The sequence below is a fragment of the Micromonospora sp. LZ34 genome, from assembly GCF_052981855.1.
Genome location: NZ_JBRIQN010000007.1, coordinates 76,485 through 103,064, shown reverse-complemented (window position 1 = coordinate 103,064; position 26,580 = coordinate 76,485). Strand labels below are relative to the sequence as shown.

Below are 26,580 nucleotides of genomic sequence, written 5' to 3'. Positions count from 1 at the left end.
GCGTGCGGCGCCCACGTCAGCCGGCCCGCCGCTGGTCGACGATCCGGCGCATCTTGCCCATCGACCGCTCCACGCCGTCCGGCTCGACCACCTCCACCGCCACGCTCACCCCGACGGTGCTCTTGACCAGGTCGACCAGGGCCGCGCCGGCCCGCTCGGCGGCGTCGACGGTGACCCCGGCGCGCCGCTCCACCCGTACGGTCAGCGTGTCCATCCGCCCCTGCCGGTCCAGGACGCACTGGAAGTGCGGCGACAGCTGCGGGGTACGCAGGATCAGCTCCTCGATCTGGGTCGGGAAGACGTTCACCCCGCGCACGATCATCATGTCGTCGGTGCGCCCGGTGATCTTCTGGATCCGGCGCATCGGCCGGGCGGTGCCGGGCAGCAGCCGGGTGAGGTCCCGGGTGCGGTAGCGGACCACCGGCATGGCCTCCTTGGTCAGCGAGGTGAGCACCAGTTCACCCCGCTCCCCGTCGGGCAGCACCTCGCCGGTGACCGGGTCGATGATCTCCGGGTAGAAGTGGTCCTCCCACAGGTGCAGCCCGTCCTTGGTCTCCACGCACTCGTTGGCCACCCCGGGGCCCATGACCTCGGACAGCCCGTAGATGTCGACGGCGTGCATGTCCAGCCGCTGCTCCATCTCCCGGCGCATGTCCTCGGTCCACGGCTCGGCGCCGAAGATGCCCACCTGCAGCGAGGTCTCCCGCGGGTCGACGCCCTGTCGCTCCATCTCGTCCACGATCGCCAGCAGGTAGCTCGGCGTGACCATGATGATCTCCGGCTGGAAGTCCCGGATCAGCAGCACCTGCCGTTCGGTCATCCCGCCGGAGACCGGGATGACCGTGCAGCCCAGCTCCTCGGCGCCGTAGTGCGCGCCGAGCCCGCCGGTGAACAGCCCGTAGCCGTACGCGACGTGCACCCGGTCGCCGGGGCGACCGCCGGACGCGCGGATCGACCGGGCCATCAACCGGGCCCAGGTCTTCAGGTCGGCCGCGGTGTAGCCGACCACGGTCGGCCGGCCCGTGGTGCCGGAGGAGGCGTGCAGCCGGGCGATCCGTTCGCGGGGCACGGCGAACATGCCGAACGGGTAGTTCTCCCGCAGCTCGGCCTTGCCGGTCAACGGGAAGCGGGCCAGGTCGGCCAGGTCCCGGCAGTCGTCGGGGTGCACGCCGGCGGCCTCGAAGGCGCGCCGGTAGTGCGGCACGTTGTCGTACGCGTGCCGCAGCGACCAGCGCAGCCGCTTGAGTTGCAGCGCCCGCAGCTCGTCGACGCCGGCCCGCTCGATCGGTTCCAGGTCCTCGGGGCGAGGGGTGCGGTCCTGCATCGTTGCCTCCTGCGTGGCTCCCGGCGCGGCCGGCGGGTCGGGTGAGCGCCCCGCACCGGCTCGTCCGCGCCCGCGCGGTCACCGCCTCGGCGCCGGGAGATCACGCGCCCGCCGATCCGGGTACCGTACGCCCGCCGCCGGGCGGGCACCACCGCCGGGTGGCGCCCGCCCGGGCGGTGCTCAGACGGTCAGCAGGGCCTTGCCGACCACCGTCCGGCCCTCGACGGCCCGGTGCGCGTCCGCGGCCCGGTGCAGCGGGAAGGTCTGCCCGACCAGCGGCGCGATCCGCCCGGCCGCCGCCGCGTCGAGCGCGGCGCGCAGGTGCCGGCGGGCCTGCTCCGGCGTGAACTGCACGTCGGCGATGCCGGTGACCGCGATCCGCCGGGCCTTCGCGGACTCCGGGTCGGGTACCGCGAACGCCCCGGCCGGGGTGCCGTGCGCGGAGAACCGGCCGCCCGGGCGCACCAGGTCGAAGGCCGCCCGGCCGTAGTCGCCACCGGCGCCGTCGAAGACCACGCCCACCGCACCGACGTCGGCGCGGACCCGGTCGGTCCAGCCCGGCTCGTCGTAGTCCACCACCAGATCCGCGCCGAGCCGGCGCAGCGCGTCCAGCTTCGCCGGGCCCCGCGCCGCGGCGACGACGAACCCGCCGCTGGCGCGTACCTGCTGCACCAGGATCGCGCCGAGGCCACCGGCGGCGGCGGTGACCAGCACCCGGTCGCCGGCCTCGACCGGCAGCAGGTCGAGCAGCCCGAACGCGGTGACCCCGTCGTGCAGCAGCGCGGCCGCGTCGGTGAGCCGGACCCCGTCCGGCACCGGCACCGCGTTCGCCGCCGGCGCCACGGCCCGTTCGACGTAGCCGCCGCGCTCGTCGGTGCGGCTGACCACCCGGCGGCCGACCCAGCCCGGGTCGACCCCGGCGCCGACCGCGGCGACCGTGCCGGCCACCCCCACCCCCGGCCGGTACGGCGGCCGGACCGGGAAGTACGCCCCACCCTGGCCGCGCCGGATCATCGTCTCCACCCAGAGCACGTCCGCGGCGGCCACCTCGACCAGCAGCTCACCGGGGCCAGGAACCGGCTCCGGCGCCTCGGTCGGCGTCAGCACCTCCGGCCCCCCGAACGCCGTCACCTCGATCACCCGCATGTCGCCCTCCACATTGCTCGTCCGCTGGGACCAGCCTCTGAGGTGAAGCGGGGTTGAGGTCAACGGGCCGTGGGGTGACGTGCCCCACCGGTCAGGGGTACTCCGGGTCCAGCTTGCGCTCCCGCAGCAGCGCGTCGAGTTTCGCCTCGATCCGCTCGTCGGACTCACGGGACTGGGAGGAACCCCAGTAGTAGAAGAGGGCCAGCCCGGCCGCCTGCCAGACCAGCTGGAGGAACTCCGACTGCCAGTTCTCGAAGGTCGAGGCGAAGAACTGGGACAGGAAGTCGGCCCAGGCGAAAGACTGGCCGTGCTGGCTCGCCTCGTTGCTCTCCACGACCGCCTGGAAGACGAACTGGCCGAGCCAGGAGAACAGGAACAGCGCCCCGGTCACCAGGGCGAACGCGTACGCCTTCGGCCACCGCGGCTTGCGGAACGGCGGCCCCGCGGCCCGAGTGCCGCGGCCGCGCGACCGTCCCCCGCCGGAGGCTGAACCGGACGGGCGCTCCTTGGCCGACGTCGTCGTCTCCGCCATCGCGACCCCCTCTCGACGAAGCCTGCCGAGCTTGTTCCCCAGCTCAGCGGCGTCGAAACGAGGTGTCGGCGTGGCGCGACGGCGGTTCAGCGGGGTGCCGGCAGCCGGTGCAGGGCGTCGACCAGCGGGGCGAGTTCCGGGGTGGCCTCCGCCCCGGCCAGTGCCTGCGCGAGCACCCGGTCGTGGGTGGGGCGGGCCTGGTCGAGCAGTTCGGAGCCGGCCGGGGTGAGTTCGGTGTAGATGCCGCGCCGGTCGTCCGCGCAGAGCACCCGGGTCAGCAGGCCGCGATCCTCCAGCCGGGTGACCAGCCGGGTGGTGGCGCTGTCGGAGAGCGCCGCGGCCCGGGCGAGCTGGCGCATCCGCATGTGCCAGCCGTCCTGCCGGGAGAGCGCGTCGAGCACCGTGTACTCCACCACCGAGAGGTCGTGCCCGGCCTGCAGGGCGCGCTCCAGGGACGTCTCGATGAGGCCGTGCAGCGCGGCAAGGGTGCGCCAACCCTGGGCGCGGATCTCGACCGCGTCGTCGCCGATGCCCATCGGTGCCCCCTGGAAGTGTGTCCCGGTCGACAACCAGGCTAACACGCTTGCGCCGGTAGAACGCGCGTGCAACTATTTCGTTGCTGCCGCGTGTAGTTGCACACGCCGCCTATCTGACCCCTCCCCGGAACGGACGACCATGTCTGCACGCACCCGGTCCCTGCCCGCCGGCCTGTTCGCGCTGGCCGTCGGCGCCTTCGGCATCGGCCTCACCGAATTCGTGATCATGGGTCTGCTGCCCCAGGTCGCCGCCGACTTCGCGGTCACCGAGTCGGTCGCCGGCTGGCTGATCTCCGGCTACGCGCTGAGCGTCGCGGTCGGCGGGGTGGCCCTGACCGCGGCGGTCACCCGGCTGCCCCGCAAGCAGGTGCTGCTCGGCCTGATGGTGCTCTTCATCGTGGGCAACCTGCTCTCCGCGGTGGCCGACGGCTACGCCGCGATGCTGGCCGGCCGGATCGTCGCCGCCCTCTGCCACGGTGCGTTCTTCGGCATCGGCGCGGTGGTCGCCGCCGGGCTGGTCGCGCCGGCCCGCCGGGCGGGCGCCATCGCGCTGATGTTCGCCGGGTTGACCACCGCCAACGTGCTCGGCGTGCCGTTCGGCACCTTCCTCGGCCAGCACTTCGGCTGGCGGTCCACCTTCTGGGCGATCACCGGCATCGGCGTGCTGGCGCTGGCCGGCCTGGCCCTGCTCGTCCCGGGCCGGGCGGCCGGCGACACCGGCCCCGCGGGCGGGCTCCGGAGCGAACTGCGCGCCTTCACCCACCCGCAGGTGTGGCTGTCGCTGCTCGTCACGATCCTGGGCTTCGGCGGCATGTTCGGCGCCTTCACCTACATCGCGTACACCCTGACCGAGGTCAGCGGCTTCGCCACCGGCGCCGTGCCGTGGCTGCTCGTGCTCTTCGGGGTCGGCCTCTTCGCCGGCAACCTGCTCGGCGGGCGGGCGGCCGACGTGTCGCTGTCCCGCACCCTGGTCACCGTCCTGGCGGCGCTGACCGTGGTGCTCGCCGGCTTCGCCCTGACCGCCGCCAGCCAGCCGCTCACCATCGTGTCCCTGCTGTTGATGGGCGCCTTCGGCTTCGCCACCGTGCCCCCGCTGCAGATGCGGATCATGCGGTACGCCCACCAGGCCCCGACGCTGGCCTCCGGAGCGAACATCGCGGCCTTCAACGTCGGCAACGCCCTGGGCGCCTGGGTCGGTGGGGTGACCATCTCGGCGGGGCTCGGCTACACCGCCCCGATCTGGGCCGGCGCCGCGGTCACCCTGGCCGGCCTCGGCGTGCTGCTGGCGGCACTGCGTCCGGCCCGCCGGCGCGCCGACCGGCCGGACGCCGAGCCGAACCTGGTGGACGCGGCCACCGGGTGACCGCCGGCCACCGGCGAACCGCCGGCAATCGCTCGGAGACCGGCGCGGGGCCGGGCCGGAACGCCGGCCCGACCCCGCACCCGATCATCGCCACGCCATCTTCTCGCAATTGCAAATTGTTGGCAACAAGGTCTGGACACCCGTCCCGACATGTAACTAGCCTGCTCGCTATGAGTCCTTACATCAGCAACGCCGCGGCGTGGCAGGAGAGCTGGGACCGCCAGCAGGAGGCGTTCCTGCCGGACCGGGAACACCGGTTCGCCGCGATGCTCGACGCGGTCGATGCGATCCTCGACGGCGGGCGCCCCCGCCTGCTCGACCTGGCCGGCGGCACCGGCACCATCTCCCAGCGGGCGCTGCGCCGCTTCCCCGACGCCGAGGTGACGCTGGTCGACCTCGACCCCGCGCTGCTCGCCATCGCCCGCGCCACCCTCGGCGACCGGGTCACCGTGGTGACCGCCGACCTCGGCCGGCCCGACTGGTCCGCCGCGCTGCCGCACCGGGAGTACGACGCCGTGCTCACCGCCACCGCCCTGCACTGGCTGCCGGGCGACCGGCTCGCCCGGCTCTACGCCGAGGTGCGCGACCTGCTGCGCCCGGGGGGCATCCTGCTCAACGCCGACCACATGCCCGACGACAGCCTGCCGCAGCTCACCAAGCGGCTGTTGGACCGCGCCCGGGACCGCCGCGACGCCCGGTACGCCGCCGGCGCCGTGCTGTCCTGGTCGGACTGGTGGGAGCGGGCGGCGGCCGATCCGACGCTCGGCCCGCTGGTCGCCCGCCGCCGGGAGATCTACCCGAGCGGGCACAGCCCGGAGTGGAACCCGCCGGTCTCCTGGCACCTGGCGGCGCTGACCGACGCCGGTTTCGCCGAGGTGGGCATTCTCTGGCGGGGCGGCACCGACGCCGCCGTCGCGGCGGTGCGCTGACCCCACCCCCCGGTCCGGTTCGGCGCGCCGGTCGGTGCACCGGACGTTATGCTGGCGCCCGCCGCCGGACGGCCGCTGCCGGCGGCGGCGTCCGCTGCCGGGGAGGAGACGTGACGGGCCCTCCCGAGCCACCACGCATCGACCCCGATGTCGACCTGCGGCTCCCCGGCGACCGGAGCGAACTGTCCGCGCACCCGGCGGCGGTGCTCGGCGCGGTCTCCGCCGGGGGCGTGCTCGGCGCGCTGGCCCGGGCCGGCCTCCAGGCGGCGTTTCCGCACGGTCCGGCCGGCTTTCCGTGGGCGACCTTCGGGGTCAACCTGAGCGGCTGCCTGCTGATCGGCGTGCTGATGGCGGTGCTCGGCCGGGTCGGTGGCGGGCGACCGCTGCTGCGCCCGTTCCTCGGCGTGGGCGTGCTCGGTGGCTACACCACCTTCTCCACGTACGCCGTCGACGTCCACCGGGCGCTGCTGGCCGGCGCACCCGCGACCGCGCTGGCGTACCTGGGCGCGACGCTGGTCGGGGCGCTGCTCGCGGTCTGGGTCGGGGACGCCGCCGCGGACCGGCTGCTGCGCCGGAGCGGCCGGTGACCGTCCTGCTCGTCGCGCTCGGCGCCGCCGTCGGCGCGCCGCTGCGCTACCTCACCGACCGGGCGGTGCAGGCCCGGCTCGGCTCGGCCTTCCCCTGGGGCACGCTCACCGTCAACGTGGTCGGGTCGCTGGTGCTCGGGGTGGTCGCCGGGCTGCCAGCGACCGCGGCGGTCGGCGCGCTGGTCGGCACCGGCTTCTGCGGCGCCCTGACCACCTGGTCCACGCTGAGCTACGAGACGTTGCGGCTGGCCCGCGCCGGCCGGCGGCCGGCCGCGCTGGCCAACGTCACCGCGAGCGTGGCCGCCGGGCTCGCCGCCGCCACCGCCGGCTACGCGCTCGCCCGCGCCTTCACCGGTTGACCGGCCGCGCCGCCGTGCCGTCCCGGCCGGGGGTGTTCACCGGCTGACCGGCTGCCGGCGCCGTGGCCGGCGGAACACGTCGGCGACCAGCGGGCGGAACATCGCGGCGGTGTCGCGGAGGAACCCGGCCCGGGTGAGGCCGAGCCGGCGCAGCGCCGCGCCGTGGTCCACCGCCACCACGGCGGTCGCGCCGAGCAGCAACACCCACCAGGCGGCCGCCGCCAACCACCGGGCCGGCGCCGGGGTGGCCACGAAGCCGGCCCGCAGCCGGTCGACGTGGAACGGGACGTGCCGCCGCTCGTCGGCGAGGATCCGGCCGGCCACCTCGGTCAGCGCCGGATCGGTGGTGCCGTCGCGCAGCGCCCGGTAGTACCGCAGCGCCACCACCTCGGCGACCATCAGCGTCAGCAGTTCCAGCCGGAGGCCGGCGCAGCGGCGGACGGCCACGAAGACCCGGTCGCTCCAGTGCCCCGGGATCGTGCCGGCGCCCGCGTTGCGCAGCAGGCGTTCCAGCAGCCGGGCGTGGTGCTGCTCCTCGGCGACGAAGAGCCGCACCGCGGCCAGGTAGTCCGGGCCGCCAACCTGGCCGGCGCGGGCGATCAGGCTGGCGCCGTCGCCGTCCTCGCCCGCCTGGAACCGTTGGATGCTGCGGACCACCGCCGGGTCCAGCGGGCCACCGTCCGCCCACGGCGGTTCGGTCAGCCCGGCCCGGCGGCGCGCCTCCTGCTCGAAGTCGCGCCGCCAGGCCGCGAAACCGTCACCGTCCATGCCGAGCCCCCTCCCCCGCCGGCCGTACCGGTCGCGGGCAAGCTACCCGAACGGCGTCAGCCGGTGGGGGTGGCGAGGGCGGCCACCGGGCCGACCACGAACACCGCCGGCGGCCGCATCCCCTCCCGGGCGGCCAGCGCGCCGATCTCGTCGAGCCGGGACCGCAGTGCCCGCTGGTCGGCGTGCCCGGCGTCCTGCACCGCCAGCACCGGCGTGTCCGGTGCCCGCCCGTGCTCGACCAGCACCGCGGCGATCTTGTCGACGGTGTCCACCGCCATCAGCAGCACCAGGGTGCCCCGGGCCCGGCCCAGCGCGGCCCAGTCCACCAGCGAGTCGGGGTGCCCGGGTGGCAGGTGCCCGGAGACCACGGTGAACTCGTGCGCCACGCCCCGGTGGGTGACCGGCACGCCGGCCAGGGCGGGCGCGGCCACCGCGCTGGTCACCCCGGGCACCACGGTGACCGGCACCCCGGCCGCCGTGCAGGCCAGCACCTCCTCGTGGCCCCGGCCGAAGACGTACGGGTCGCCACCCTTGAGCCGGACCACCCGTCGTCCCGCGCGGGCGTGCTCGATCAGGGCGGCGTTGATGGCGTCCTGGGCCATCGACGGGCCGCGGGGCACCTTGGCCGCGTCGACCACCCGCACTCCGGGGCGCAGCCCGACGAGCAGGCCCTGCGGGGCCAGCCGGTCGACCACCACCACGTCGGCGGCGTCGAGCAGCGCCCGCCCCCGTACGGTGATCAGGTCGTCCGGCCCGGGGCCGCCGCCGACCACCGCGACCTGGCCCGGTCCGGAACCGTGGTCGTGGCCCGCGTCGTGGTGGCCGTGGTGGTGGTGCCCGCCGACCGGGTCGTCGGGGTGGTCGTGCGGGGTCTGCGGCCGGCCGACCTTGTCGGCGAAGCCCGGCAGCGCCACCCGGTACGCGCAGGTGTCGCAGTTCATCCGGATGTCCCCGCGCAGCGCCTCGGCGTGCCGTTGCAGCACCAGGTCGGCCAGCGCGTCGCAGTCGCCGATCAGGTCGGCCACCCGGACGTCGATCCCCGGGTGCGCGGCGGCGTACGCGGCGGACTGGGCGACGATCCGGTCCGGCAGCACCCCGGCGAAGAGGAAGTACGGCGCCACCACGATCCGCCGCGCGCCGAGCCGGCGCAGCCGGTCCAGCACGGCCGGCACCGACGGTTCGGCGAGGGAGACGAAGCCGGGTTCCACGCCGGCGTAGCCGCGCCCCTCCCAGAGCAGCCGGGCCACCTTGGCGACCTCGGCGTTGGCGTCCGGGTCGGTCGAGCCCCGGCCGATCAGCGCCACCCAGGTGCCGGCCCGCTCGTCCCCGCCGAGCGCCGCGTCGATCCGCTCCTCGAGCACGGTGTGCAGCAGCGGGTGCGGGCCGAGCGGGCGCCCGTAGCGGTAGCGCAGCCCCGGATGGCGCCGCCGTTCGCGGGCCAGCGCGGCCGGGATGTCGCCCTTGCCGTGCCCGGCCGCGGTGAGCACCAGCGGCAGCGCGACCAGCGACCGGTGGCCCCGGTCGACCAGCGCGCCGACCGCGTCGGCCAGTGGGGGGCGGGACAGCTCGATGAAGCCGCCCTCGACGGCGGCGACCACGCCGGCGGCGCGGTCGCGGACCCGCTCGACCAGCGCGGCGAACTGCGCGACCCCGGCCGCGCTGCGGGTGCCGTGCCCGACGACGACCAGTGCCGTCATGGTCCCTCCTCCTCGTACAGCAGGGCGTTGAGGGCGGCGGCGGCGACCGCCGAGCCGCCCTTCTCGCTCCGGTTGGACAACCCGGGCAGGCCGCTAGCGCGCAGCGCCGCCTTGGCCTCGACCGCGCCGACGAAGCCGACCGGCAGCCCGACGACCAGCGCCGGCCGGGCGTCGGAGGTGACGAGTTCGTCCAGGGCGGTGGGCGCGCAGCCGACCACCCACACCGCGCCGGGGCCGACCCGGTCCAGGGCGATCCGGACCGCCGCCGCCGACCGGGTGAGCCCGGCCGCGCGGGCCAGCGCGGCGGCGGCCGGCTCGGCGACCGGGCAGATCGTCTCCCGCCCGGTGATGCCGGCGGCCACCATCGCCACGTCGGTGACCACCGGCGCGCCGGCGCGCAACGCGGCCAGCCCGCCGGCCAGGGCCGCCTCGACGCAGACCAGGTCGGTGACGTAGTCGAGGTCGGCGCTGGCGTGCACCACCCGCTCGGTGACGGCGCGGGTCAACGGCGGCAGGTGGGACAGGTCCACCCGGGACCGCAGGATCTCGTAGGACCGCCGCTCGATGGGGTGGACGGTGCGGCTCACCGGCCCGCCCCGGGCCCGCCCGGCCCGTCCACCGTGACCGTCGGCGCGGTGTCGGCCGCGGTCGCCGTCCCGACCGGGGTCACCGCGCCGTACCGGCGGTCGTAGCCGCGTAGCTTCCACAGCGCCACCGCGCCGGCCCAGGCGGCCACGAAGAGCACCACCACGGCGTAGCCGAGCTGCTCGAAGTGGTCGGCGACCGAGGCGTAGCCGGCCAGCGCGGACAGGCCGAGGTGGTCGGCGAGCAGCCCGGCGGCGTACACGCTGGCCACCACGGCGCCGACCAGCACGGTCATCGCCGTGGTGGCGAGGTTGTAGTAGAGCCGGCGGGCCGGGTGCCGGTACGCCCACGAGTAGGCGCGGCTCATCAGCAGGCTGTCCGCGGTGTCCATGGCGGACATCCCGGCGGCGAAGAGCAGCGGCAGGGTGAGCAGGGCCAGCACCGGCAGCCCGCCGGCGGCGGCGGTGCTCGCCGACAGGGCGAGCAGGGTCACCTCGCTGGCGGTCTCCAGGCCGAGGCCGAAGAGGAACCCGACCGGCGCCATGTGCCAGGACTGGCGCACCAGCGCGCGGGCCCGCGAGCCGAGGACGCGCTGCACCAGCCCGCGGTTGAGCAGGTGCAGGTCGAGTTCCCGCTCGTCCAGCTCACCGTGGCGCAGCCGGCGCCAGAGCCGGGCCAGGCCGGCCAGCACGGCGGCGTTGAGCACCGCGACCAGGGCGAGGAACGCGGTGGCGGTGACGATGGCGACGGTGGCGCCCACCTCGCGGGCCTGCTCCAGGCCGGGTCCGGCGAGGTTGGCCGAGGCGAGCCCGACGACTAGCGCCAGCAGCAGCACCACCGCGCTGTGCCCGAGGGCGAAGAAGAATCCGACGCCGACCGGGCGCCGGCCGCGCAGCAGCATCAGCCGGGTGGTGTCGTCGATCGCGGCGATGTGGTCGGCGTCGAAGGCGTGCCGCACCCCGAGCACGTACGCGAGGGTGCCGGCGCCGGCGAGCCCGCCGGCCGCCGCGGGCTGGTCGTTCCAGTACAGGTAGAGGCTCCAGCCGGCGACGTGCAGCACGGCGACGGCCAGCACGATACCGCCGAGCCGCACCCGTTCGGCCCGGCTCCACCGGCCGGCCGGGGGTGCGGCGCTGGCCACGGTCGAACTCATCGGATTCCTCCACATCGGTCGGTGCCGGCGGCGCGGATCGCGTCCACCGGGCAGATCTCCAGGCATTCCAGGCAGCCGGTGCACCGGTCGGCGCGCACCTCCAGCCCGCCGGCCACCGGCCGCAGCGCGTGCGTCGGGCAGGTGAGCAGGCAGGCGCCGCAGCCCTGGCAGCCGGCCACGGTCACGGCCGCCACCGGTACCCCCGCGGGGTGACCATCCGGCCGGCGACGATCCGGGTGCGGCTGCTGCCCACCACGACGACGCTGTACATGTCGACCAGCGCGGCGTCGACGGTGGCCAGGGTGGCCAGGTGCACGTGCTCGCCGGCCCGGCTGGCGTTGCGCACCACACCGACCGGGGTGTCCGGCGGGCGGCGCGCGGCGAGCAGCCGCAGCGCCGCGTCGAGTTGCCAGTCCCGGGTGCGGCTGCGCGGGTTGTAGAGCAGGGCCACCAGGTCGCCCTCGGCGACGGCGGTCAGCCGGCGCTCGATGACCTCCCACGGGGTGTGCAGGTCGGAGAGGCTCAGGTAGGCGTGGTCGTGGCCGAGCGGCGCGCCGAGCAGGGCCCCGGCGGCGAGGGCGGCGGTCACCCCGGGCACGCCGACCACGTCGATCCGCTCGTCGGCGTACTCCAGGGCGGGGCTGGCCATCGCGTACACCCCGGCGTCGCCGGAGCCGACCAGGGCGACGGCGTGCCCGGCGGCGGCCTCGGCGACCGCGGCGCGGGCCCGGGCCTCCTCGGCGCCCAGCCCGCTGGCCAGCACCCGGGTGCCGGGGCGCAGCAGGTCACGCACCTGGTCGACGTACTGGTCGAGGCCGACGACCACGGCGGCCCGGCGCAGCTCGGCGACCGCCCGCGGGGTGCGCAGGTCGGCCGCACCGGGGCCGAGACCGACCACGGCGAGCCGGCCGCGCGGGGCGTGCCGGGCCACCGCCACGGTGGCCATCGCCGACGCGGTCTTCGGCACCAGCAGCTCGCCGTCGCCGCCGAGCAGCGCGGCCGCCTCGGCGACGCTCGGCGTGCCGACCGCCGCGCGGACCACCTCGCTGGGGTGCGGCACGTCGACCGCGGCCAGCTCCGCGGCCGGATAGGTCACCAGTGGTACGCCGATCGCGTCCGCGGTCGCCCGGATGCCCGGCTCGTCGGCCTTGACCTCGGCGCTGGCCAGGTGGCGCAGGCTGGCCGGGCTGAGCCCGGCCGTGGCGAGCGCCCGGTCCAGCAGCCCGCGCACCTCGCTGGCGGGCACCCCGCGGCTGGCCCCGACCCCGGCGACCAGCGACGGAGGCCGCAGCACGGCGGTCCGCCCGTCGAGCGGCACCAGCCGGTCGGTCACCAGCAGCCGGTACCCGCCGCCGGCCGCCGGCCCGGCGTCCAGCACCGGCGCGGCCTGAGCCGTCACCTCCGCACCCGCGCCCGCGGGCGCCGCCGGGTCGGGCAGCGCCGGCGCGGGCGCGGGACGGACGTTGGGTGGCAGCGCGGGCAGCGGCCAGCTGGCGTCGGCGACCAGCGTGACCGGCTCGCCGTCGAGGATGGCGCGGCTGACCGCGGCGACGGCGCCCTCGACCGGCCAGCCGAGGGTGTCCAGCCCGGGCAGGCCGGCCGTGTCGGTGGCGGTGGTCACCACCGGCCGCGCGTCGAGCAGCGCGCCGACCCGCTCGGCGAGGTCGTTGGCGCCGCCGGCGTGCCCGCCGAGCAGCGCGACCGCGTGCCGGGCCGCCTCGTCGACCACCACCACGGCGGGGTCGGTGCGCTTGTCTCCGAGCAGCGGCGCGAGGACGCGCACCACCGCTCCGGTGGCCAGGAACGCCACCACCGCGTCGCACTCCGACCAGGCGGCGCGCAGCGCGTCGGCGACGCTCGCTCCGGTCACCGGCCGGGCTTGCGGCCAGGCGTCGGCGAGGACGCCGGCGTGCCGGCGACCGGCGGCGGTGGCCGCGACGAGTCCGATCCGGGCCGGGAAGGCGTTTCCGCCGGGCGGGGCGGTGGTCGGGTGGTTCACGGGCGCTCCCCGGTGAGGACGACCACCGGGTTGGTGGCCGAGAGTCGGATGGATCCGCCGGGCAGGTCGGCGAGGCGGGCGGCGCCGAGCTGGACGCCGTCGACGGCGTAGCCGGCGGCGCGCAGGAGCCCGACCGCCGGGGCGACCCGGTCCACGGCGGCGAGGGTGACCACCACCCGGTCCGGCCGGCAGTGGGCGACGGCGGCGAGCACGTCGGTGCCACCACCCCCGACGAAGACGGCGTCCGGGTCGGGCAGCCCGCGCAGCGCCGCCGGGGCGCTCCCGCACACCACCCGGACGTCGGCGCCGTGCCGGCCGGCGTTGGTGCGGACCAGCCCGACCGCGGCCGGGTCCCGGTCGACCGCGACGACGGCCGCGCCGAGCAGCGCGCACTCGACGCCGACCGAGCCGCTGCCCGCCCCGACGTCCCACACCAGCCGGCCGAGCCGGGGGCGCAGCCGGGCCACCGCCAGGGCGCGGACCTCGGACTTGGTGATCATGGAGTCGCGGTGCGCGTAGGCGCTCTCGGGCAGCGCCCAGCCGCTGGCCGGCGCGGCGGCCGGCTGGTTGTCCACCCGCATCCCGGACGCCGGGCCGCCACCGGTCCTGGCCCCCGGAACCGGGTCGGCGAGGCAGAGCAGCACGTGTGGGTCCGTCCAGGCCTGCGCGGCGGCCACGGCGGGCGTCGTCTCGACGACCCGCTCGGCGTCGGTGCCCAGGTGCTCGGCCACCACCAGCCGGCGCGACCAGCCGGCCAGCCCGGCGCCGATCTCGGCCGCGCCGGCGCCGGGCGCGGTGAGCACCGCCACCGCCGGCAACGCCCGGCAGGCGTTCAGCGCCGGCCGCAGGTCCCTCCCGTGCGCGCTGACCACCACCGCGTCGTCCCAGGGCCGGCCGGCGCGGGCGAACGCGGCGGCGACGCTCGAGACCGCCGGCAGCACCCGCGGGCGCAGGCCGGCGGCCCGCAGCCGGCGGACGATGCCGAAGAAGCCGGGGTCGCCACTGGCCAGCACGACGGCGGGAGTGCCGGCGGCGACCGCGGCGACGAGCCGGTCCAGCGCGGGGGTGAGCGGGCCCAGGGTGACGGTGGCGCAGCCGGGCGGCAGCGGCACCGCGGCGAGGTGCCGGGCCGCGCCGACCACCAGGCCGGCGCCGGCCAGCGCCTCGGCGAGCCCGGGGTGTGCCGGGCGGCCCGCGGCGTCGACCCCCACGACGGTCAGCCCGGGCGTCCGGGCGACCTCGGCAGGCGGCGGTGGCGGCGTCATGCCGCCCACCGGCCGGAGGAGGCGACCATCCGGGAGCCGGCGAAGTCCACCATCGCCACGTCGACGGCCACCGCGTGGTCGGCGAAGCGGCGCAGCACCTGGCGTACCCGGCGGCAGAGCAAATCCCCGGCCGTGCCGAGCAGCCCGGCGGCCTCCCACATCTCGTACGCGTGCCGTCCGGTGTTCGCCTCGGTGACCGCGGCGACCAGGTCGGCGTCGCCGCCGGCCTCGGCGGTGACCGCGCCGAGCAGTGACAGGTCCACCTTGGACCGGGTGTAGTGGGTCATCAGCACGCCGGCGGCGAGCTTGGCCAGCTTGCCGGCCATGCCGACGAAGACCACCCCGGTCAGGCCGTCGGCGACGGCGGCGGTGACCGCCGCGCCGGTGAAGTCGCCCACCTCGACGAAGCAGACCTCGGGCAGCTGCGGCAGCAACGCCCGGGCCGCCCGCTCGGTGCGCCCGCCGGTGCAGAGCACCACGGTCCGCTGATCCTGCGCGGCCATCACGTGCACCGCCTGCACCACGCTGGCCCGCCAGGAGGCGGTGGAGAAGGGACGGACGATTCCGGTGGTGCCGAGGATCGAGATGCCGCCGACGATGCCGAGCCGCCGGTTGGTGGTCTTGCGCGCCATGATCTCGCCGCGCGGCACGCCGATCACCACGTGCACGCCGGCCCGGGTCAGGTCGACCACCTCGGCCACCGCCTCGCCGATCATCCGGCGCGGGGTGTCGTTGATGGCCGGCCCGCCGACGGCCAGCCCGAGGCCGGGCCGGGTCACGGTGCCGACGCCGGTGCCGCCGGCCAGCAGCAGCCCGGGCGCCGCCGACCAGCGCACGGTGGCGGTCAGCTCCGCGCCGTGGGTGACGTCCGGGTCGTCCCCGGCGTCCTTGACCACCACCGCCTCCGCGCCCGGCGCCGGGCCGGCGGCCAGCTCGCACCGGGCGACCGGGAAGCGCACCCGCCGCCCGGTGGGCAGCCCGATCTCCACCTCCCGCTGCGGCACGCCGGTGACCAGCGCGGTCACCGCGGCCTTCGCCGCCGCCGTGGCGCAGGCGCCGGTGGTCCAGCCGGTGCGCAGCGCGGTGGGCCGGACCTTCGCGGTACGCGGCAGGTCCGGCTCGCGCAGCGGCGGCTCGGCGTACGTCATGCCGGGCGCCCGTCCCCCGCGGCCTCGTCGGCGACCCGGGCCCGGCGCAGCTCGGCGCGGGCGGCCCGCTCCGCCTTGCGGAAGGTGTGGAAGTGCCCGGGGTGGTAGAGGTGCGAGCGGGTCCCGGCGGCGGCCAGCGCCGGGCCGACCAGGAACAGGGTGTGCTTCCAGAGCCGGTGCTCCTTCACGGTGGCCGCCAGGGTGCCGACGGTGCAGCGCACCACCAGCTCGTCCGGCCAGGTCGCCTGGTATGCGACCACCGCGGGGGTGTCCGCCGGATAGCCGCCGGCGAGCAACTCGGCCTGCACCTGGCCGGAGCGGGCGGCGGAGAGGAAGAGCGCCATGGTGGTGCCGTGCCGGGCGAAGTCGCGGACCCGCTCTCCCGCCGGCATCGGCGTCTTGCCGCCCTCGAGCCGGGTGAGGATCACCGACTGGGCCACCTCGGGGATGGTCAGCTCGCGGCCGACGATCGCGGCGACCGCGGTGAACGAGGAGACCCCCGGCACCACCTCGACCGCCAGCCCGAGCGCCCGGCACAGGTCGAGCTGTTCCTGCACCGCGCCCCAGAGGGCCGGGTCGCCGGAGTGGATCCGGGCCACGGTGAGCCCGTCGGCGGCGGCCCGCTCGTAGAGCGGGAGCACCCCCTCGATCGGCAGCTGCGAGGAGTCGACGATCTCGGCGTCGGGCCGGGCGTGCCCGAGCACGTCGGCGTGCACCAGACTGGCCGCCCAGATCACCACGTCGGCGGCGCCGATCACCCGGGCGGCCCGCAGGGTCAGCAGATCCGCCGCGCCGGGGCCGGCGCCGACGAACCACACCTTGCCCGGGCCGGCCGGCCCGCCGGTCCCGGCGATCGCTCCAGTGGTCACAGCTTTCCTCCCCGACGGTCGCGGCGGGCCGCGACCAGCAACGTGGACAGGTAGGGCAGGTCGTCCCCGGCCGGCTCGACCGGCCCGATCCGCTCGCCCGGCAGGCCCAGCCCCCGGCCGAGCACGGCGTCGCCGAGCCGGTCCTGCCGGCGCAGCTCGGCGACCAGGTCGGCGTGCCGCCGCCAGCCCTTGTAGGCGACCACGGTGCCCGGGCCGGCGAGCGCGTCGGCGAAGAGCGCCAGCCCGGCGGTGGCCGGCAGCAGGGTCAGCGGCTCCCGGCCCTCGCAGAGCGGGACCCCGCTGAGCGCGGACAACTCCTGCATGGCGGTGATCCCGGGCACCGTGCGCACCTCCACCGACGGGCGCAGCGACCGGACGGTCTGCGCCAGGTAGCCGAAGGTGGAGTAGACGTTCGGGTCGCCGATGGTGGCGAAGGCGAGCGCGCGGGCGCCGCCGTCGACCGCGTCGACCACGGCCCGGGCCGCCGCGTCCCAGGCGCCTTCCCGGCGGACGGTCACCCCGCCCCGGTCGTCGAGGGCGAACGGCAGCCGGCGCAGCCGGTCGCCGGTCACGTGGGCGCGCACGGTGGCCTCGGCCCGGCCCGGCCCGGCGGCGCCGTCCGCGGCCGGCCGGTCCAGGACGGGTACGAACACCAGGTCGGCCTCGCGCAGCGCCCGCAGGGCCCGCAGGGTGAGCAGTTCCGGGTCCCCCGGCCCGACGCCGACCCCGGTCAGCGTGGGCGGCCGGTCGCCCGGTCGCCCACCGGCCGGTTCGCCGGCGCCCGGTCGCGCGGCACCGCCGGCGCGGTGCGTGCCGGCGCTCACCGGCCGGCCGCCTCGACCAGCCGGCGGGCGGTCGCCGGGTGGGCCGCCCAGTGGGTGTGCAGGTAGGACGCGTGCACTCCACCGGCGACGAAGCCGTGCTCGGCATCGTCCCAGCGCCACGCCGGCCGGTCGCCGTGACCGGGGTCGGTGGTGGTGCGGTGGAACTCGTGGCCGCGTACCGGCTCGCCGGCGCGGGCCAGCGGGGAGTCGGTGGCGGCCACCGCGTCCCGGTAGCCGAGGGTGAGCCGGTCGGTCATCCGCGCGGTGAGGCCGAGCCGGCCGCACATCGGCACCCCGTCCAGGGACCGGCCGAGGTAGAGCAGGCCGGCGCACTCGGCGAGCAGCGGGCCGTCGAACGCGGCCAGCTCGGCGCGGAGCGCCCCGTTGTCGGCCAGCTGCCCCGCGTACGCCTCGGGAAAGCCGCCGCCGACGACCACCGCGCGGGTGCCGGCGGGCAGCGCCGGGTCGCGCAGCGGGTCGAAGGTGGCCACCGTGGCGCCGGCGGCGGCGAGCAGCTCGGCGTGCTCGGCGTAGGAGAAGGTGAAGGCGGGGCCGCCGGCGACCGCGACGACCGGGCGGCCGGTGCCCGCCGGGCCGCCGACGGCGGCGGCCGGATCCCAGGCCGGCGCGGTCAGTGGCGGGGCGGTCCGGGCCAGCTCCAGCACGGCGTCGAGGTCCACGGTGGACTCCACCAGGTCGGCGAGCGCGGCCACCACCGCGAGCGACTCCGGCGCCCGCTCGGCGACCGGCACGAGCCCGAGGTGGCGCGACGGCGCGGCAACCTCGGCGGCCCGGGCGACCGCCCCGAGCACCGGTACGCCCACCTCGGCGAGCGCGTCGCGCAGCAGCGTCTCGTGCCGGGGCGAACCGACCCGGTTGAGCAGCACGCCGCCGATCCGCACGTCCGGGTCGAACGCGGCCATGCCCAGCGCCAGCGCGGCGGCCGAGCGGCCCTGCGCGGTGGTGTCCAGCACCAGCAGCACCGGGGCGTCGACCAGTCGGGCGACGTGTGCGGTGGAGGCGAAGCCGCGCCGGCCGACCGCGCCGTCGTGCAGCCCCATCACGCCCTCGATCACGGCGACGTCGGCCGGGGTCGGCACGGAGGCGCCGTGCCGCAGCAGCGGCGCGATCCGCTCCGCACCGACCAGCCAGGGGTCGAGGTTGCGGCCGGGCCGGCCGGCGGCCAGCGCGTGGTAGCCGGGGTCGATGTAGTCCGGACCGACCTTGTGCGGGCTGACCGTCAGGCCGCGGCGGCGCAGCGCGGCGAGCAGCCCGGTGGCGACGGTGGTCTTGCCGTGCCCGCTGGCCGGCGCGGCCACCACCACCCGGGGCAGCGCCCAGGGCGCGGCCGGGTCGGGGACTGTGCTGCTCACCACTCGATGCCCTTCTGGCCCTTCTGGCCGGCGTCCATCGGGTGCTTGACCTTGGTCAGCTCGGCGACCAGGTCGGCGGCGTCGACCAGCCGCGGGTCGGCGTCCCGGCCGGTGATCACCACGTGCTGGAAGCCGGGGCGGTTCGCCAGGGTGTCGACCACCTCGTCGACGTCCACCCAGCCCCACTTCATCGGGTAGGTGAACTCGTCGAGCACGTAGAGCCCGTAGCGCTGCGCGGCCAGGTCGCGCTGGGTCTGCCGCCAGCCCTCCAGGGCGTCCGTGGCGTGGTCGGCCGCGCCGCCGCGCTGGATCCAGGACCAGCCCTCGCCCATCTTGTGCCAGGCCACCGGGGCGCCCTGACCGGTGCGCTCGTGCACCTCGCCGAGCGCGCGGAAGGCGTTCTCCTCCCCCACCCGCCACTTGGCGCTCTTGACGAACTGGAACACCCCGATCGGCAGGCCCGCGGTCCACGCCCGCAGCGCCAGGCCGAACGCGGCCGTCGACTTCCCCTTCATCTGTCCGGTGTGGACGAGCAGCAGCGGACGGTTGCGCCGCTGCCGGGTGGTCAGCCCGTCGGCGGGTACGTGGGTCGGCTTTCCCTGCGGCATCAGGCGACGCTCCTGTTCGGCTCGGCTCGTGCACCGGCGATCTTGCGGTTCGTGCCCGCGGTTTCAGTGCTTCCGTCCGTTGTGACGGGGCCCGGAGTGCGAGATCGCGAGTGGTGGGTGGGGTGGGTGGCCAGCTGGGTGAGCGGGGCGGTGGCGACCTCGTCCAGGGGGTGGTGGTCCGCGGCGAGTTGGGCGGCGAGGCGGCGGGCCAGGCCGAGGCGGACCGGGCCGGTCTCGCAGTCGACGACGACGCAGGGGGCGCCGGTGGCGGCGAGCAGGGCCGCGGCGCGGGCGGCCCGGTCGAGCGGCCGGTCGCCGGCGGTGGCCCGGCCGTCGGTGAGCACCAGCACCAGCGGGCGGCGGCGGGGGTCGCGAAGGTGCTCCACGCGGAGCAGGTCGGCGGCGGCCAGCAGCCCTTCGGCGAGCGGGGTGCGCCCGCCGGTGGGCAGGTCGGCGAGCCGGGCCGACGCGGCGAGCACCGAGGAGGTGGCCGGCAGCAGGGTCTGCGCGGCGGCGCCCCGGAAGGCGACCACGGCGACCTTGTCCCGGCGCTGGTAGGCGTCGGTGAGCAGGGCGAGCACGGCGCCCTTGACCGCGGCCATCCGATGCCGGGCGCCCATCGACCCGCTCGCGTCCACCACGAAGAGCACCAGGTTGCCCTCGCGCCCCTCGCGGACCGCCTCGCGCAGGTCGACCGGGCGCAGCCGCAGTGGACCGTCGGTGCGGCCCCGGGCTGCCTGGTGCGGGGCGGCGGCCAGCAGCGTCGCCGGCAGGTGCAGCGCCCCGGCGCGGCCCGCCGGCACCCGGGCGCCGGTGGTCCGGCCCCGCCCGGTGCGGGCCCGGGACCGGCGGCCGGGCACGCCGTCACCGACGCCGGGCGCGGTGAGCAACCGCGCCTTCAGGCCCTGCCGGGGTACGGCCACCGGCTGCCCGGCCGCGCCGGGCCGGCCGTCCGGACGGGTCCGGCCGGACCCGCCGCCCGCGCCCGGGTCCCCGCCATCGGGGCCGGCCAGCAGGTCGTCGGAGCGCTCGGGCACCCCGTCGGCGCCGCCGGACCGGTCGGGTCCGCTGCTCCCGGCCCGGTCCCGGGCGGCGTCGCCGCGCGCGGAGTCCGGTCCGTCCGGCGGGGCGCCGCCGGATCCGCCGTCCTCCCGGGGCCCGTCGGGTCGGCCCTCGTCGCCGGTGCCGCCGGGACCGCCGTGCGGGTCGGGACCGGGGGTGTCGGGGCCGCCGCCGGAACCGCCAGGACCATCGGGATCGTCGTCGGGGTCGTCGTCGCCGGCCCGGTCCAGGGCCTCGTCGAGGCGCTTCTCGTCCAGACCCGGGGTGTCGAACGGGTCCCGGCGGCGGCGGTGCGGCAGCGCCAGCCGGGCGGCGACCCGGACGTCGTCGACGGTGACCGCGTCCCGGCCGTGCCAGGCGGCGTGCGCGAGCGCGGTGCGGGCGGTGACGATGTCGGCGCGCATGCCGTCCACGTCGAAGGCGGCGCAGACCTCGGCGATCTGGCGCAGCGCGGCGTCGGGCAGCCGCACCGCGTCCAGCCGCCGCCGGGCGGCGGCCACCCGGCGGGCGATCTCGGCGTCGGCGGCGGCCCAGCGGGCGGCGAACCCGGCCGGGTCGGCGTCGGCGGCGAGCCGGCGGCGGACCACCTCGACCCGGACGGCCGGGTCCCGGCTGGCGCCGACCTCCACGGTGAGCCCGAACCGGTCGAGCAGCTGCGGGCGCAGCTCCCCCTCCTCCGGGTTCATGGTGCCGACCAGCAGGAAGCGGGCGCCGTGGCTGACCGAGACCCCTTCCCGCTCGACGTGGCAGCGGCCCATCGCGGCCGCGTCGAGCAGCAGGTCGACCAGGTGGTCGTGGAGCAGGTTGACCTCGTCGACGTAGAGCACGCCGCGGTGCGCGGCGGCGAGCAGGCCGGGCTCGAAGGCGCGGACCCCCTCGCCGAGGGCGCGTTCCAGGTCCAGCGAGCCGACCACCCGGTCCTCGGCGGCGCCGACCGGCAGCTCCACCAGCCGGGCGGGGCGGCGTTCGGCGGCCGACCCGGCCGGGTGCGGGCCGTCCGGGCAGGCCGGGTCGGGGGCGGCCGGATCGCAGCCGAACCGGCAGCCGGCCACCCGGTCGACCGGTGGCAGCAGGGCGGCGAGCGCGCGGACGGCGGTTGACTTGGCGGTGCCCTTCTCGCCGCGTACCAGCACGCCGCCGATGGCCGGGCTGACCGCGTTGAGCAGCAGGGCGAGCCGCATGTCGGCCATGCCGAGCACGGCGCTGAACGGGTAGCCGGTCACTGCGCTGCCTTCCGTTCGCGGCTGCGGGGCTCGCAGAACCGGCTCACTCGTCGCGCTCACTGCCGCTCCTCCAGGTCACCCTCGCTGGCCAGGTACGTCTCCCGGAGCCGGTCCAGGGTGACCGGGTCGGGCTCGGCCCACAGGCCGCGGTCGGCGGCCTCGAGCAGCCGCTCGGTGATGCCGCGCAGCGCCCACGGGTTGGACCGCTCCAGGAACTCCCGGGTGGTCTCGTCGAAGACGTACGCGGCGGCCAGGTGCTCGTACATCCAGTCGTCGACCACGCCGGCGGTGGCGTCGTAGCCGAACAGGTAGTCCACGGTGGCGGCCAACTCGAACGCGCCCTTGTAGCCGTGCCGGCGCATCGCCGCGATCCACCTCGGGTTGACCACCCGGGCCCGGAACACCCGTCGGGTCTCCTCGCCCAGGGTGCGGGTCCGCACGTCGTGCGGCAGCGCCGAGTCGCCGACGTACGCGGCCGGGGACGCGCCGGTGAGGTGGCGGACCATCGCCACCATCCCGCCGTGGTACTGGAAGTAGTCGTCGGAGTCGACGATGTCGTGCTCGCGGGTGTCCTGGTTCTTCACCGCCACCGCGATCCGGGCGAAGGAGCGTTCCATGTCGCCCCGCGCCGGCCGCCCGTCCAGCCCCCGGCCGTAGGCGTAACCGCCCCAGACGGCGTACACCTCGGCCAGGTCGGCGTCGCTGCGCCAGTTGCGGGCGTCGATCAGCGGCAGCAGCCCGGCCCCGTACGCCCCCGGCTTGGAGCCGAAGATCCGGGCGGTGGCCCGCCGCTCGTCACCGTGCTCGGCGAGGTCGGCGGCGACGTGCGCCCGGACGTGGTTGTCGGCGGCCGGTTCGTCGAGGGCGGCGACCAGCCGCACCGCGTCGTCGAGCAGCGCCACGACGTGCGGGAAGGCGTCCCGGAAGAAGCCGGAGATGCGCACGGTGACGTCGATCCGGGGGCGGCCCAGCTCGGCCAGCGGCACCACCTCGACGCCGGTGACCCGGCGGGAGCGGTCGTCCCAGGTGGGCCGGCAGCCGAGCAGCGCCAGGACCTCGGCGATGTCGTCGCCCTGCGTCCGCATGGCGCTGGTGCCCCAGACGGTGAGCCCGACCGAGCGCGGGTACTCCCCGGTGTCGGCGAGGTGCCGGGCGAGCAGCGAGTCGGCCAGGGCCACCCCGACGTCCCAGGCGTTGCGGCTGGGGATGGCCTTCGGGTCGACGGAGTAGAAGTTGCGACCGGTGGGGAGGACGTTGACCAGGCCCCGGGTGGGCGAGCCGGACGGGCCGGGCGGCACGAACCGCCCGTCGAGCGCGGCCAGGGTGTGCGCCAGTTCGTCGGTGGTCCGGTCCAGCCGGGGCACCAGTTCGGTGGCGGCGAAGCGGAGCACTGCGGCGGCATCCGGGACGGTCCGGCCGGTGACCTCCTCGACCACCGCGTCGACCTTGTCGGCGGCCCAGCCGAGGGTCTCCATCCCGACCACCAGCCGGCGGGCGAGGGCCTCGATCAGGTCGACGGCGTCGGCGGCGGTGCCGGCCGGCCCGTCGACGGTGTCGGTCAGCGCCGCCGGCAGGGCCAGCCGCTCCCCGGGCGCGGCGAGCAGCGCCTGCTCGTCCAGCCCGTAGCTGACGGCGAGGGCCTGCCGCAGGCCGGGCAGCGCGTACGCGCCACCCCAGACCTGCGGGGCGCGTAGCACGGCGAGGACGAGGTTGACCCGGGCCTCGCCGGTGGGCGCGGCGGCGAGCACGTGCAGGCCGTCGCGGATCTGCACGTCCTTGACCTCGCAGAGGTAGCCGTCCAGGTGCAGCACGAAGTCGTCGAAGTCGTCCTCGCCGGGCATCTGCTCGGTGTGCAGGTCGTGGTGCAGTTCGGCGGCGCGGACGAGGTCCCAGATCTGCGCCCGGACGGTGGGCACCTTGGCCGGGTCCAGCGCCTGCACGGTGGCGTACTCGTCGAGCAGCTGCTCCAGCTTCGCCAGGTCGCCGTACGTCTCGGCGCGGGCCATCGGCGGCACCAGGTGGTCGACCACGACGGCGTGCGCGCGCCGCTTGGCCTGGGTGCCCTCGCCGGGGTCGTTGACGATGAACGGGTAGACCAGCGGCAGGTCGCCGAGGACGGCGTCCGGGGCGCAGTCGGCGGCCAGCCCGAGCCCCTTGCCCGGCAACCACTCCAGCGTGCCGTGCTTGCCGAGGTGCACCACCGCGTCGGCGCCGAAGCCGCCGTCGGCGACGGGCGCGGCGAGCCAGCGGTACGCGGCCAGGTAGTGGTGGCTGGGCGGCAGGTCCGGGTCGTGGTAGATGGCGATCGGGTTCTCCCCGAAGCCGCGCGGCGGCTGGATCAGCAGCACCACGTTGCCGAACCGCAGCCCGGCCAGCACGATGTCCCCGCCGTCGGTGTAGAGCTCGCCGGGCGGCTCCCCCCAGTGGGCGCGCATCCGCTCCCGCAGTTCCGCCGGCGCCTGGTCGAACCAGCGCCGGTAGGTCTCCCCCGGCACCCGCGCCTCGGCGGCGGCGAGCTGTTCCGGGGTGAGCCACTCGATGTCGTGCCCGCCGGCGGCGATGAGGGCGTGGATGAGCGCGTCCCCGTCGTCGGGCACCGGGGCGTCGCCGAGGTGGTAGCCGGCCTCGGCCAGCGCGGCGAGCAGCCGGACCGCCGAGGCGGGGGTGTCCAGTCCGACCGCGTTGCCGACCCGGGAGTGCTTCGTCGGGTACGAGCTGAGCACGACCGCGAGCCGCTTGTCGGCGTTGGGCACCTGGCGCAGCCGGGCCTGCCGCACCGCGATGCCGGCGACCCGGGCGGCGCGTTCCGGGTCGGCCACGTAGCCGGACAGGCCGTCGGCGTCGATCCGCTTGAACGAGAACGGGACGGTGATGATCCGGCCGTCGAACTCGGGGACGGCCACCTGCATGGCGGCGTCCAGCGGGGACAGTCCGGCGTCGCTGCCGGCCCACTGCTCGCGGGTGCTGGTCAGGCAGAGCGCCTGGATCACCGGCACGTCGAGGGCGGCGAGCGCGCCCACGTCCCAGGCGTCCTCGTCGCCCCCGCCGGAGGCGTCGGCGGCGACCGTGCCGCCGGCGGCGAGCACGGTGACCAGCAGCGCGTCGCAGCGGGCGAAGAGTCCCAGCGGCCCGGCGCCGGCGGTGAGCCCGCGCAGCGAGCCGCAGTAGATCGGCAGCGGGTTGCCGCCGGCCGCGTCGACCGCGGCGGCGAGGGTGTCCACGAAGCCGGTGTTCCCGGCGAGGGCGTGCGCCCGGTAGAAGACGATGCCGACGGTCGGCCGGTCCGGCTGGGCGGGGTGCTCGCCGTGCACGCCGTACACCGGGGTGGGCGCGGGCGGGGCGAAGCCCTCGCCGGTGAGCAGCACGGTGTCGGAGAGGAACCGGGCCAGCTGGGCGAGGTTCTCCGGCCCGCCCTCGACCAGGTAGGCCAGCGCCTCGGTGGCCACTCCGGACGGCACGGTGGAGGCGGCCATCAGCTCCGCGTCGGGCACCGTCTCGCCGCCGAGCACCACCGTGGGCACGCCGCTGGCCAGCACCGCCGCCAGCCCGTCGGGCCACGCCTGCCGCCCACCGAGCAGGCGTACGACCGCGAGGTGGACGCCGTCGAGCAGCGCGGGTACGGCGTCGGCGGCGACCCGGGCCGGGTTGGCCAGCCGGTAGTCGACGCCGCTGGCCCGGGCGGCGAGCAGGTCGGTGTCGGCGGTGGAGAGCAGCAGGATGCGCACGGAAGGCTCCGGAGAGTGACGCCCGCCGGGTCGCGGGAGGCGACCGGGCGCGGCAGGGTGGGCGCGGGTTCAGCGGGTACGCGGAGCCGGCATCCGGTTCACCGGCGGCAGGCCGGTGCCGGGACGCGGCGCGGTGCGGAACTCAGCGGTGAACGGCGGTGCGGCGGCCCGAGGCGGGCGCGGCGGTGCGGGCGGGCGCGGGTGCGCTGTCGCGCCCGGGCCGGGTACGGCGGTCGCCGTCGACGATGGAGACGCGGTGCGTCATCGGGTCCTCCTCGGGTGTCCACGCCCTGGGGTCAACTCCCGACGGCCGAAGTATCCTGGCTCCCGGATCGACGCTCACCCCCGGCCTTCCAACCGTGCACGCACGGCCGTGACTCACGAGGGGGGATCGCTCCCCGGTGACAGTGGCGGGACCGCGCCGGAATCGCACCGGCTTCCTTCACTGCCGTCAGGCCGCGAATGCTGCCACACCCGCCGGCCGCCGGTCAACGCGCCCCCGCGCCGCCGCGATCCCGCCCTTGCCTCGCCGCGATCGCGCCCTTACCTCGCCGTCGATCCGCTCCCACCCGCCGGGATCCACTGTGGTCCCCCTTTGCTCTGCTTCAACCCACGCAATGGTTCTCGCCCGCTTTCACTGCGTAGGTTGACGCAGAGCAAAGGAGGCGACGAGGGAATGCCGCCGGAGGGGTCGCCGTGCCGGAAGCCCTGGCCGCGGCGGCGCCTAGGATCGGGGCCGAAACCGCGTCCCGCATTTGTCCGAAGGAGTTGCCGCCATCATCGAGATGAGGTTCCAGCACCTCGCCGGTCGGGTCTGGCTCTGCCCCGGCGACCCGGATCCGGCGGCCGTACAGGCCGGCGTCGCCCTGGTCGCCGACGAGCGGGGCAGCGTGCTGGTCGACGCCGGGCAGAGCCCGGCGCACGCCCGGGAGATCCAGGCCGCGCTGCGCGCCGCCGGTCTGCCGGCGCCGCGCTGGCTGGTCTACACGCACCACCACTGGGACCACGTCTGGGGCGCCTGCGCCTGGCCCGACGTGGAGATCGTGGGCCACGTCACCGGCGAACGGCTGCTGCGCGCGGAGGCGGCCCGGCCGTGGAGCCACCGGTACCTGCGCGAGCAGGTCCGGGAGAACCCGCGGCTCGGCCCGAGTTTCCGGGCCCGGGCGCTGGCGGTCGACTCGTGGGACGGCTTCGCGGTGCTGCCGCCGACCCGCACGTTCACCGACGAATTGGAACTGCCGGTGGGCGTACGGGTGCGGCACGTCGGGGGCGGCCACGCGCCGGACTCGACCGTGGTGGCGGTGCCGGACTCCGGGGTGCTGCTGCTCGGCGACAGCTACTACCCGCCGCCGGCGCACCTGCGCACCCCGGAGGACGGGCCCGACCTCGCCCTGGTGCGCCGGCTGCTGACCGACGACGTCTACTGGTACGTCGCCAGTCACGAGCCGCCGATGACGCTGGACGAGGCGCGTGCGGCGGTCACCGCCGGGTGACGCCGGACGGCG

22 protein-coding genes, 2 pseudogenes and 1 riboswitch are annotated in these 26,580 nt (G+C 76.8%); of the genes and pseudogenes, 5 read left to right on the top strand and 19 right to left on the bottom strand.

The features are described 5' to 3' along the window. Positions 1-16 precede the first annotated feature (16 nt). The 4 genes from paaK to ACVCAH_RS10650 all read right to left on the bottom strand — a co-directional run bounded on the left by paaK (position 17) and on the right by ACVCAH_RS10650 (position 3,538). Positions 17-1,324 carry a phenylacetate--CoA ligase PaaK gene (gene paaK / locus ACVCAH_RS10665; protein ID WP_447135906.1) on the bottom strand — a complete coding sequence of 436 codons (1,308 nt, stop codon included), beginning with the start codon at positions 1,322-1,324 and terminating at the stop codon, positions 17-19. A gap of 180 nt (positions 1,325-1,504) precedes the next feature. Beyond that, positions 1,505-2,470 carry a zinc-binding dehydrogenase gene (locus tag ACVCAH_RS10660; RefSeq protein WP_447135905.1) on the bottom strand — a complete coding sequence of 322 codons (966 nt, stop codon included), beginning with the start codon at positions 2,468-2,470 and terminating at the stop codon, positions 1,505-1,507. Between the two features lie 91 nt (positions 2,471-2,561). Beyond that, positions 2,562-3,002 (bottom strand): DUF6766 family protein, encoded by a 441-nt coding sequence (locus ACVCAH_RS10655; protein ID WP_447135904.1) that lies wholly within the window; start codon positions 3,000-3,002, stop codon positions 2,562-2,564. 86 nt (positions 3,003-3,088) lie between these two features. Further along, on the bottom strand, positions 3,089-3,538 hold the full coding sequence (locus ACVCAH_RS10650; protein ID WP_447135903.1) for a MarR family winged helix-turn-helix transcriptional regulator: 450 nt from the start codon (positions 3,536-3,538) through the stop codon (positions 3,089-3,091). A 139-nt stretch (positions 3,539-3,677) separates the two neighbouring features. Between ACVCAH_RS10650 and ACVCAH_RS10645 the strand changes: the two genes are divergently transcribed. From ACVCAH_RS10645 to crcB, 4 genes are all read left to right on the top strand, one after another. Next, a complete protein-coding gene (locus ACVCAH_RS10645) occupies positions 3,678-4,901 on the top strand; it encodes an MFS transporter (protein WP_447135902.1) in 1,224 nt (407 codons plus the stop codon). Positions 4,902-5,071: 170 nt separating this feature from the next. After that, a complete protein-coding gene (locus ACVCAH_RS10640; RefSeq protein ID WP_447135901.1) occupies positions 5,072-5,830 on the top strand; it encodes a class I SAM-dependent methyltransferase in 759 nt (252 codons plus the stop codon). 110 nt (positions 5,831-5,940) lie between these two features. After that, positions 5,941-6,417, top strand: a complete 477-nt coding sequence (locus ACVCAH_RS10635) for a fluoride efflux transporter FluC (protein WP_447135900.1) — start codon at positions 5,941-5,943, stop codon at positions 6,415-6,417. Further along, positions 6,414-6,776, top strand: coding sequence for a fluoride efflux transporter CrcB (gene crcB, locus ACVCAH_RS10630; RefSeq protein ID WP_447135899.1), 363 nt, complete (start codon positions 6,414-6,416; stop codon positions 6,774-6,776). Before ACVCAH_RS10635 ends, crcB begins: the two co-directional genes overlap by 4 nt. A 36-nt stretch (positions 6,777-6,812) precedes the next feature. Here crcB and ACVCAH_RS10625 read toward each other — a convergent pair whose 3' ends face one another. From ACVCAH_RS10625 to ACVCAH_RS10555, 15 genes and pseudogenes are all read right to left on the bottom strand, one after another. Beyond that, positions 6,813-7,544: a hypothetical protein gene (locus ACVCAH_RS10625; protein ID WP_447135898.1), complete on the bottom strand. Its 732-nt coding sequence runs from the start codon at positions 7,542-7,544 to the stop codon at positions 6,813-6,815. Between the two features lie 56 nt (positions 7,545-7,600). Beyond that, the gene (gene cobA, locus ACVCAH_RS10620; protein ID WP_447135897.1) at positions 7,601-9,241 is read right to left on the bottom strand and encodes a uroporphyrinogen-III C-methyltransferase; all 1,641 of its coding nucleotides are present in this window, start codon (positions 9,239-9,241) and stop codon (positions 7,601-7,603) included. Beyond that, positions 9,238-9,828 (bottom strand): precorrin-8X methylmutase, encoded by a 591-nt coding sequence (locus ACVCAH_RS10615; protein WP_447135896.1) that lies wholly within the window; start codon positions 9,826-9,828, stop codon positions 9,238-9,240. Before ACVCAH_RS10615 ends, cobA begins: the two co-directional genes overlap by 4 nt. Then, positions 9,825-10,979: a HoxN/HupN/NixA family nickel/cobalt transporter gene (locus tag ACVCAH_RS10610; protein WP_447135895.1), complete on the bottom strand. Its 1,155-nt coding sequence runs from the start codon at positions 10,977-10,979 to the stop codon at positions 9,825-9,827. The genes ACVCAH_RS10615 and ACVCAH_RS10610 overlap by 4 nt, the downstream gene beginning before the upstream one ends. Before the next feature lie 23 nt (positions 10,980-11,002). Continuing rightward, positions 11,003-11,173, bottom strand: a pseudogene (locus ACVCAH_RS10605) (4Fe-4S binding protein); the annotation flags it as partial. Then, positions 11,161-12,978, bottom strand: coding sequence for a precorrin-3B C(17)-methyltransferase (cobJ, locus tag ACVCAH_RS10600; protein WP_447135894.1), 1,818 nt, complete (start codon positions 12,976-12,978; stop codon positions 11,161-11,163). The pseudogene ACVCAH_RS10605 and the gene cobJ, both read right to left, overlap by 13 nt. Further along, positions 12,975-14,243, bottom strand: a complete 1,269-nt coding sequence (gene cbiE, locus ACVCAH_RS10595) for a precorrin-6y C5,15-methyltransferase (decarboxylating) subunit CbiE (RefSeq protein ID WP_447135893.1) — start codon at positions 14,241-14,243, stop codon at positions 12,975-12,977. The genes cobJ and cbiE overlap by 4 nt, the downstream gene beginning before the upstream one ends. Beyond that, positions 14,240-15,391 (bottom strand): cobalt-precorrin-5B (C(1))-methyltransferase, encoded by a 1,152-nt coding sequence (locus tag ACVCAH_RS10590; protein WP_447135892.1) that lies wholly within the window; start codon positions 15,389-15,391, stop codon positions 14,240-14,242. Before ACVCAH_RS10590 ends, cbiE begins: the two co-directional genes overlap by 4 nt. After that, on the bottom strand, positions 15,388-16,260 hold the full coding sequence (gene cobM / locus ACVCAH_RS10585) for a precorrin-4 C(11)-methyltransferase (protein ID WP_447135891.1): 873 nt from the start codon (positions 16,258-16,260) through the stop codon (positions 15,388-15,390). Before cobM ends, ACVCAH_RS10590 begins: the two co-directional genes overlap by 4 nt. Further along, positions 16,257-16,994: a precorrin-2 C(20)-methyltransferase gene (cobI, locus tag ACVCAH_RS10580; protein ID WP_447136010.1), complete on the bottom strand. Its 738-nt coding sequence runs from the start codon at positions 16,992-16,994 to the stop codon at positions 16,257-16,259. Before cobI ends, cobM begins: the two co-directional genes overlap by 4 nt. A gap of 86 nt (positions 16,995-17,080) precedes the next feature. Beyond that, on the bottom strand, positions 17,081-18,457 hold the full coding sequence (locus ACVCAH_RS10575) for a cobyrinate a,c-diamide synthase (RefSeq protein ID WP_447135890.1): 1,377 nt from the start codon (positions 18,455-18,457) through the stop codon (positions 17,081-17,083). Further along, positions 18,454-19,065 (bottom strand): cob(I)yrinic acid a,c-diamide adenosyltransferase, encoded by a 612-nt coding sequence (gene cobO / locus ACVCAH_RS10570; protein ID WP_447135889.1) that lies wholly within the window; start codon positions 19,063-19,065, stop codon positions 18,454-18,456. The genes ACVCAH_RS10575 and cobO overlap by 4 nt, the downstream gene beginning before the upstream one ends. Before the next feature lie 125 nt (positions 19,066-19,190). Then, positions 19,191-21,410: pseudogene (locus tag ACVCAH_RS10565) on the bottom strand (putative cobaltochelatase); the annotation flags it as partial. After that, complete coding sequence (gene cobN / locus ACVCAH_RS10560; RefSeq protein WP_447135888.1) at positions 21,407-25,075, bottom strand: cobaltochelatase subunit CobN; 3,669 nt, start codon at positions 25,073-25,075, stop codon at positions 21,407-21,409. The pseudogene ACVCAH_RS10565 and the gene cobN, both read right to left, overlap by 4 nt. A 142-nt stretch (positions 25,076-25,217) precedes the next feature. Beyond that, positions 25,218-25,340 carry a hypothetical protein gene (locus tag ACVCAH_RS10555; RefSeq protein WP_447135887.1) on the bottom strand — a complete coding sequence of 41 codons (123 nt, stop codon included), beginning with the start codon at positions 25,338-25,340 and terminating at the stop codon, positions 25,218-25,220. A gap of 48 nt (positions 25,341-25,388) precedes the next feature. Beyond that, positions 25,389-25,518, bottom strand: a riboswitch (cobalamin riboswitch). A gap of 342 nt (positions 25,519-25,860) precedes the next feature. On the opposite strand from ACVCAH_RS10555, the gene ACVCAH_RS10550 reads away from it, so the two are divergent. Further along, positions 25,861-26,568 carry an MBL fold metallo-hydrolase gene (locus ACVCAH_RS10550; protein ID WP_447135886.1) on the top strand — a complete coding sequence of 236 codons (708 nt, stop codon included), beginning with the start codon at positions 25,861-25,863 and terminating at the stop codon, positions 26,566-26,568. The last annotated feature ends 12 nt before the right edge of the window (positions 26,569-26,580 follow it).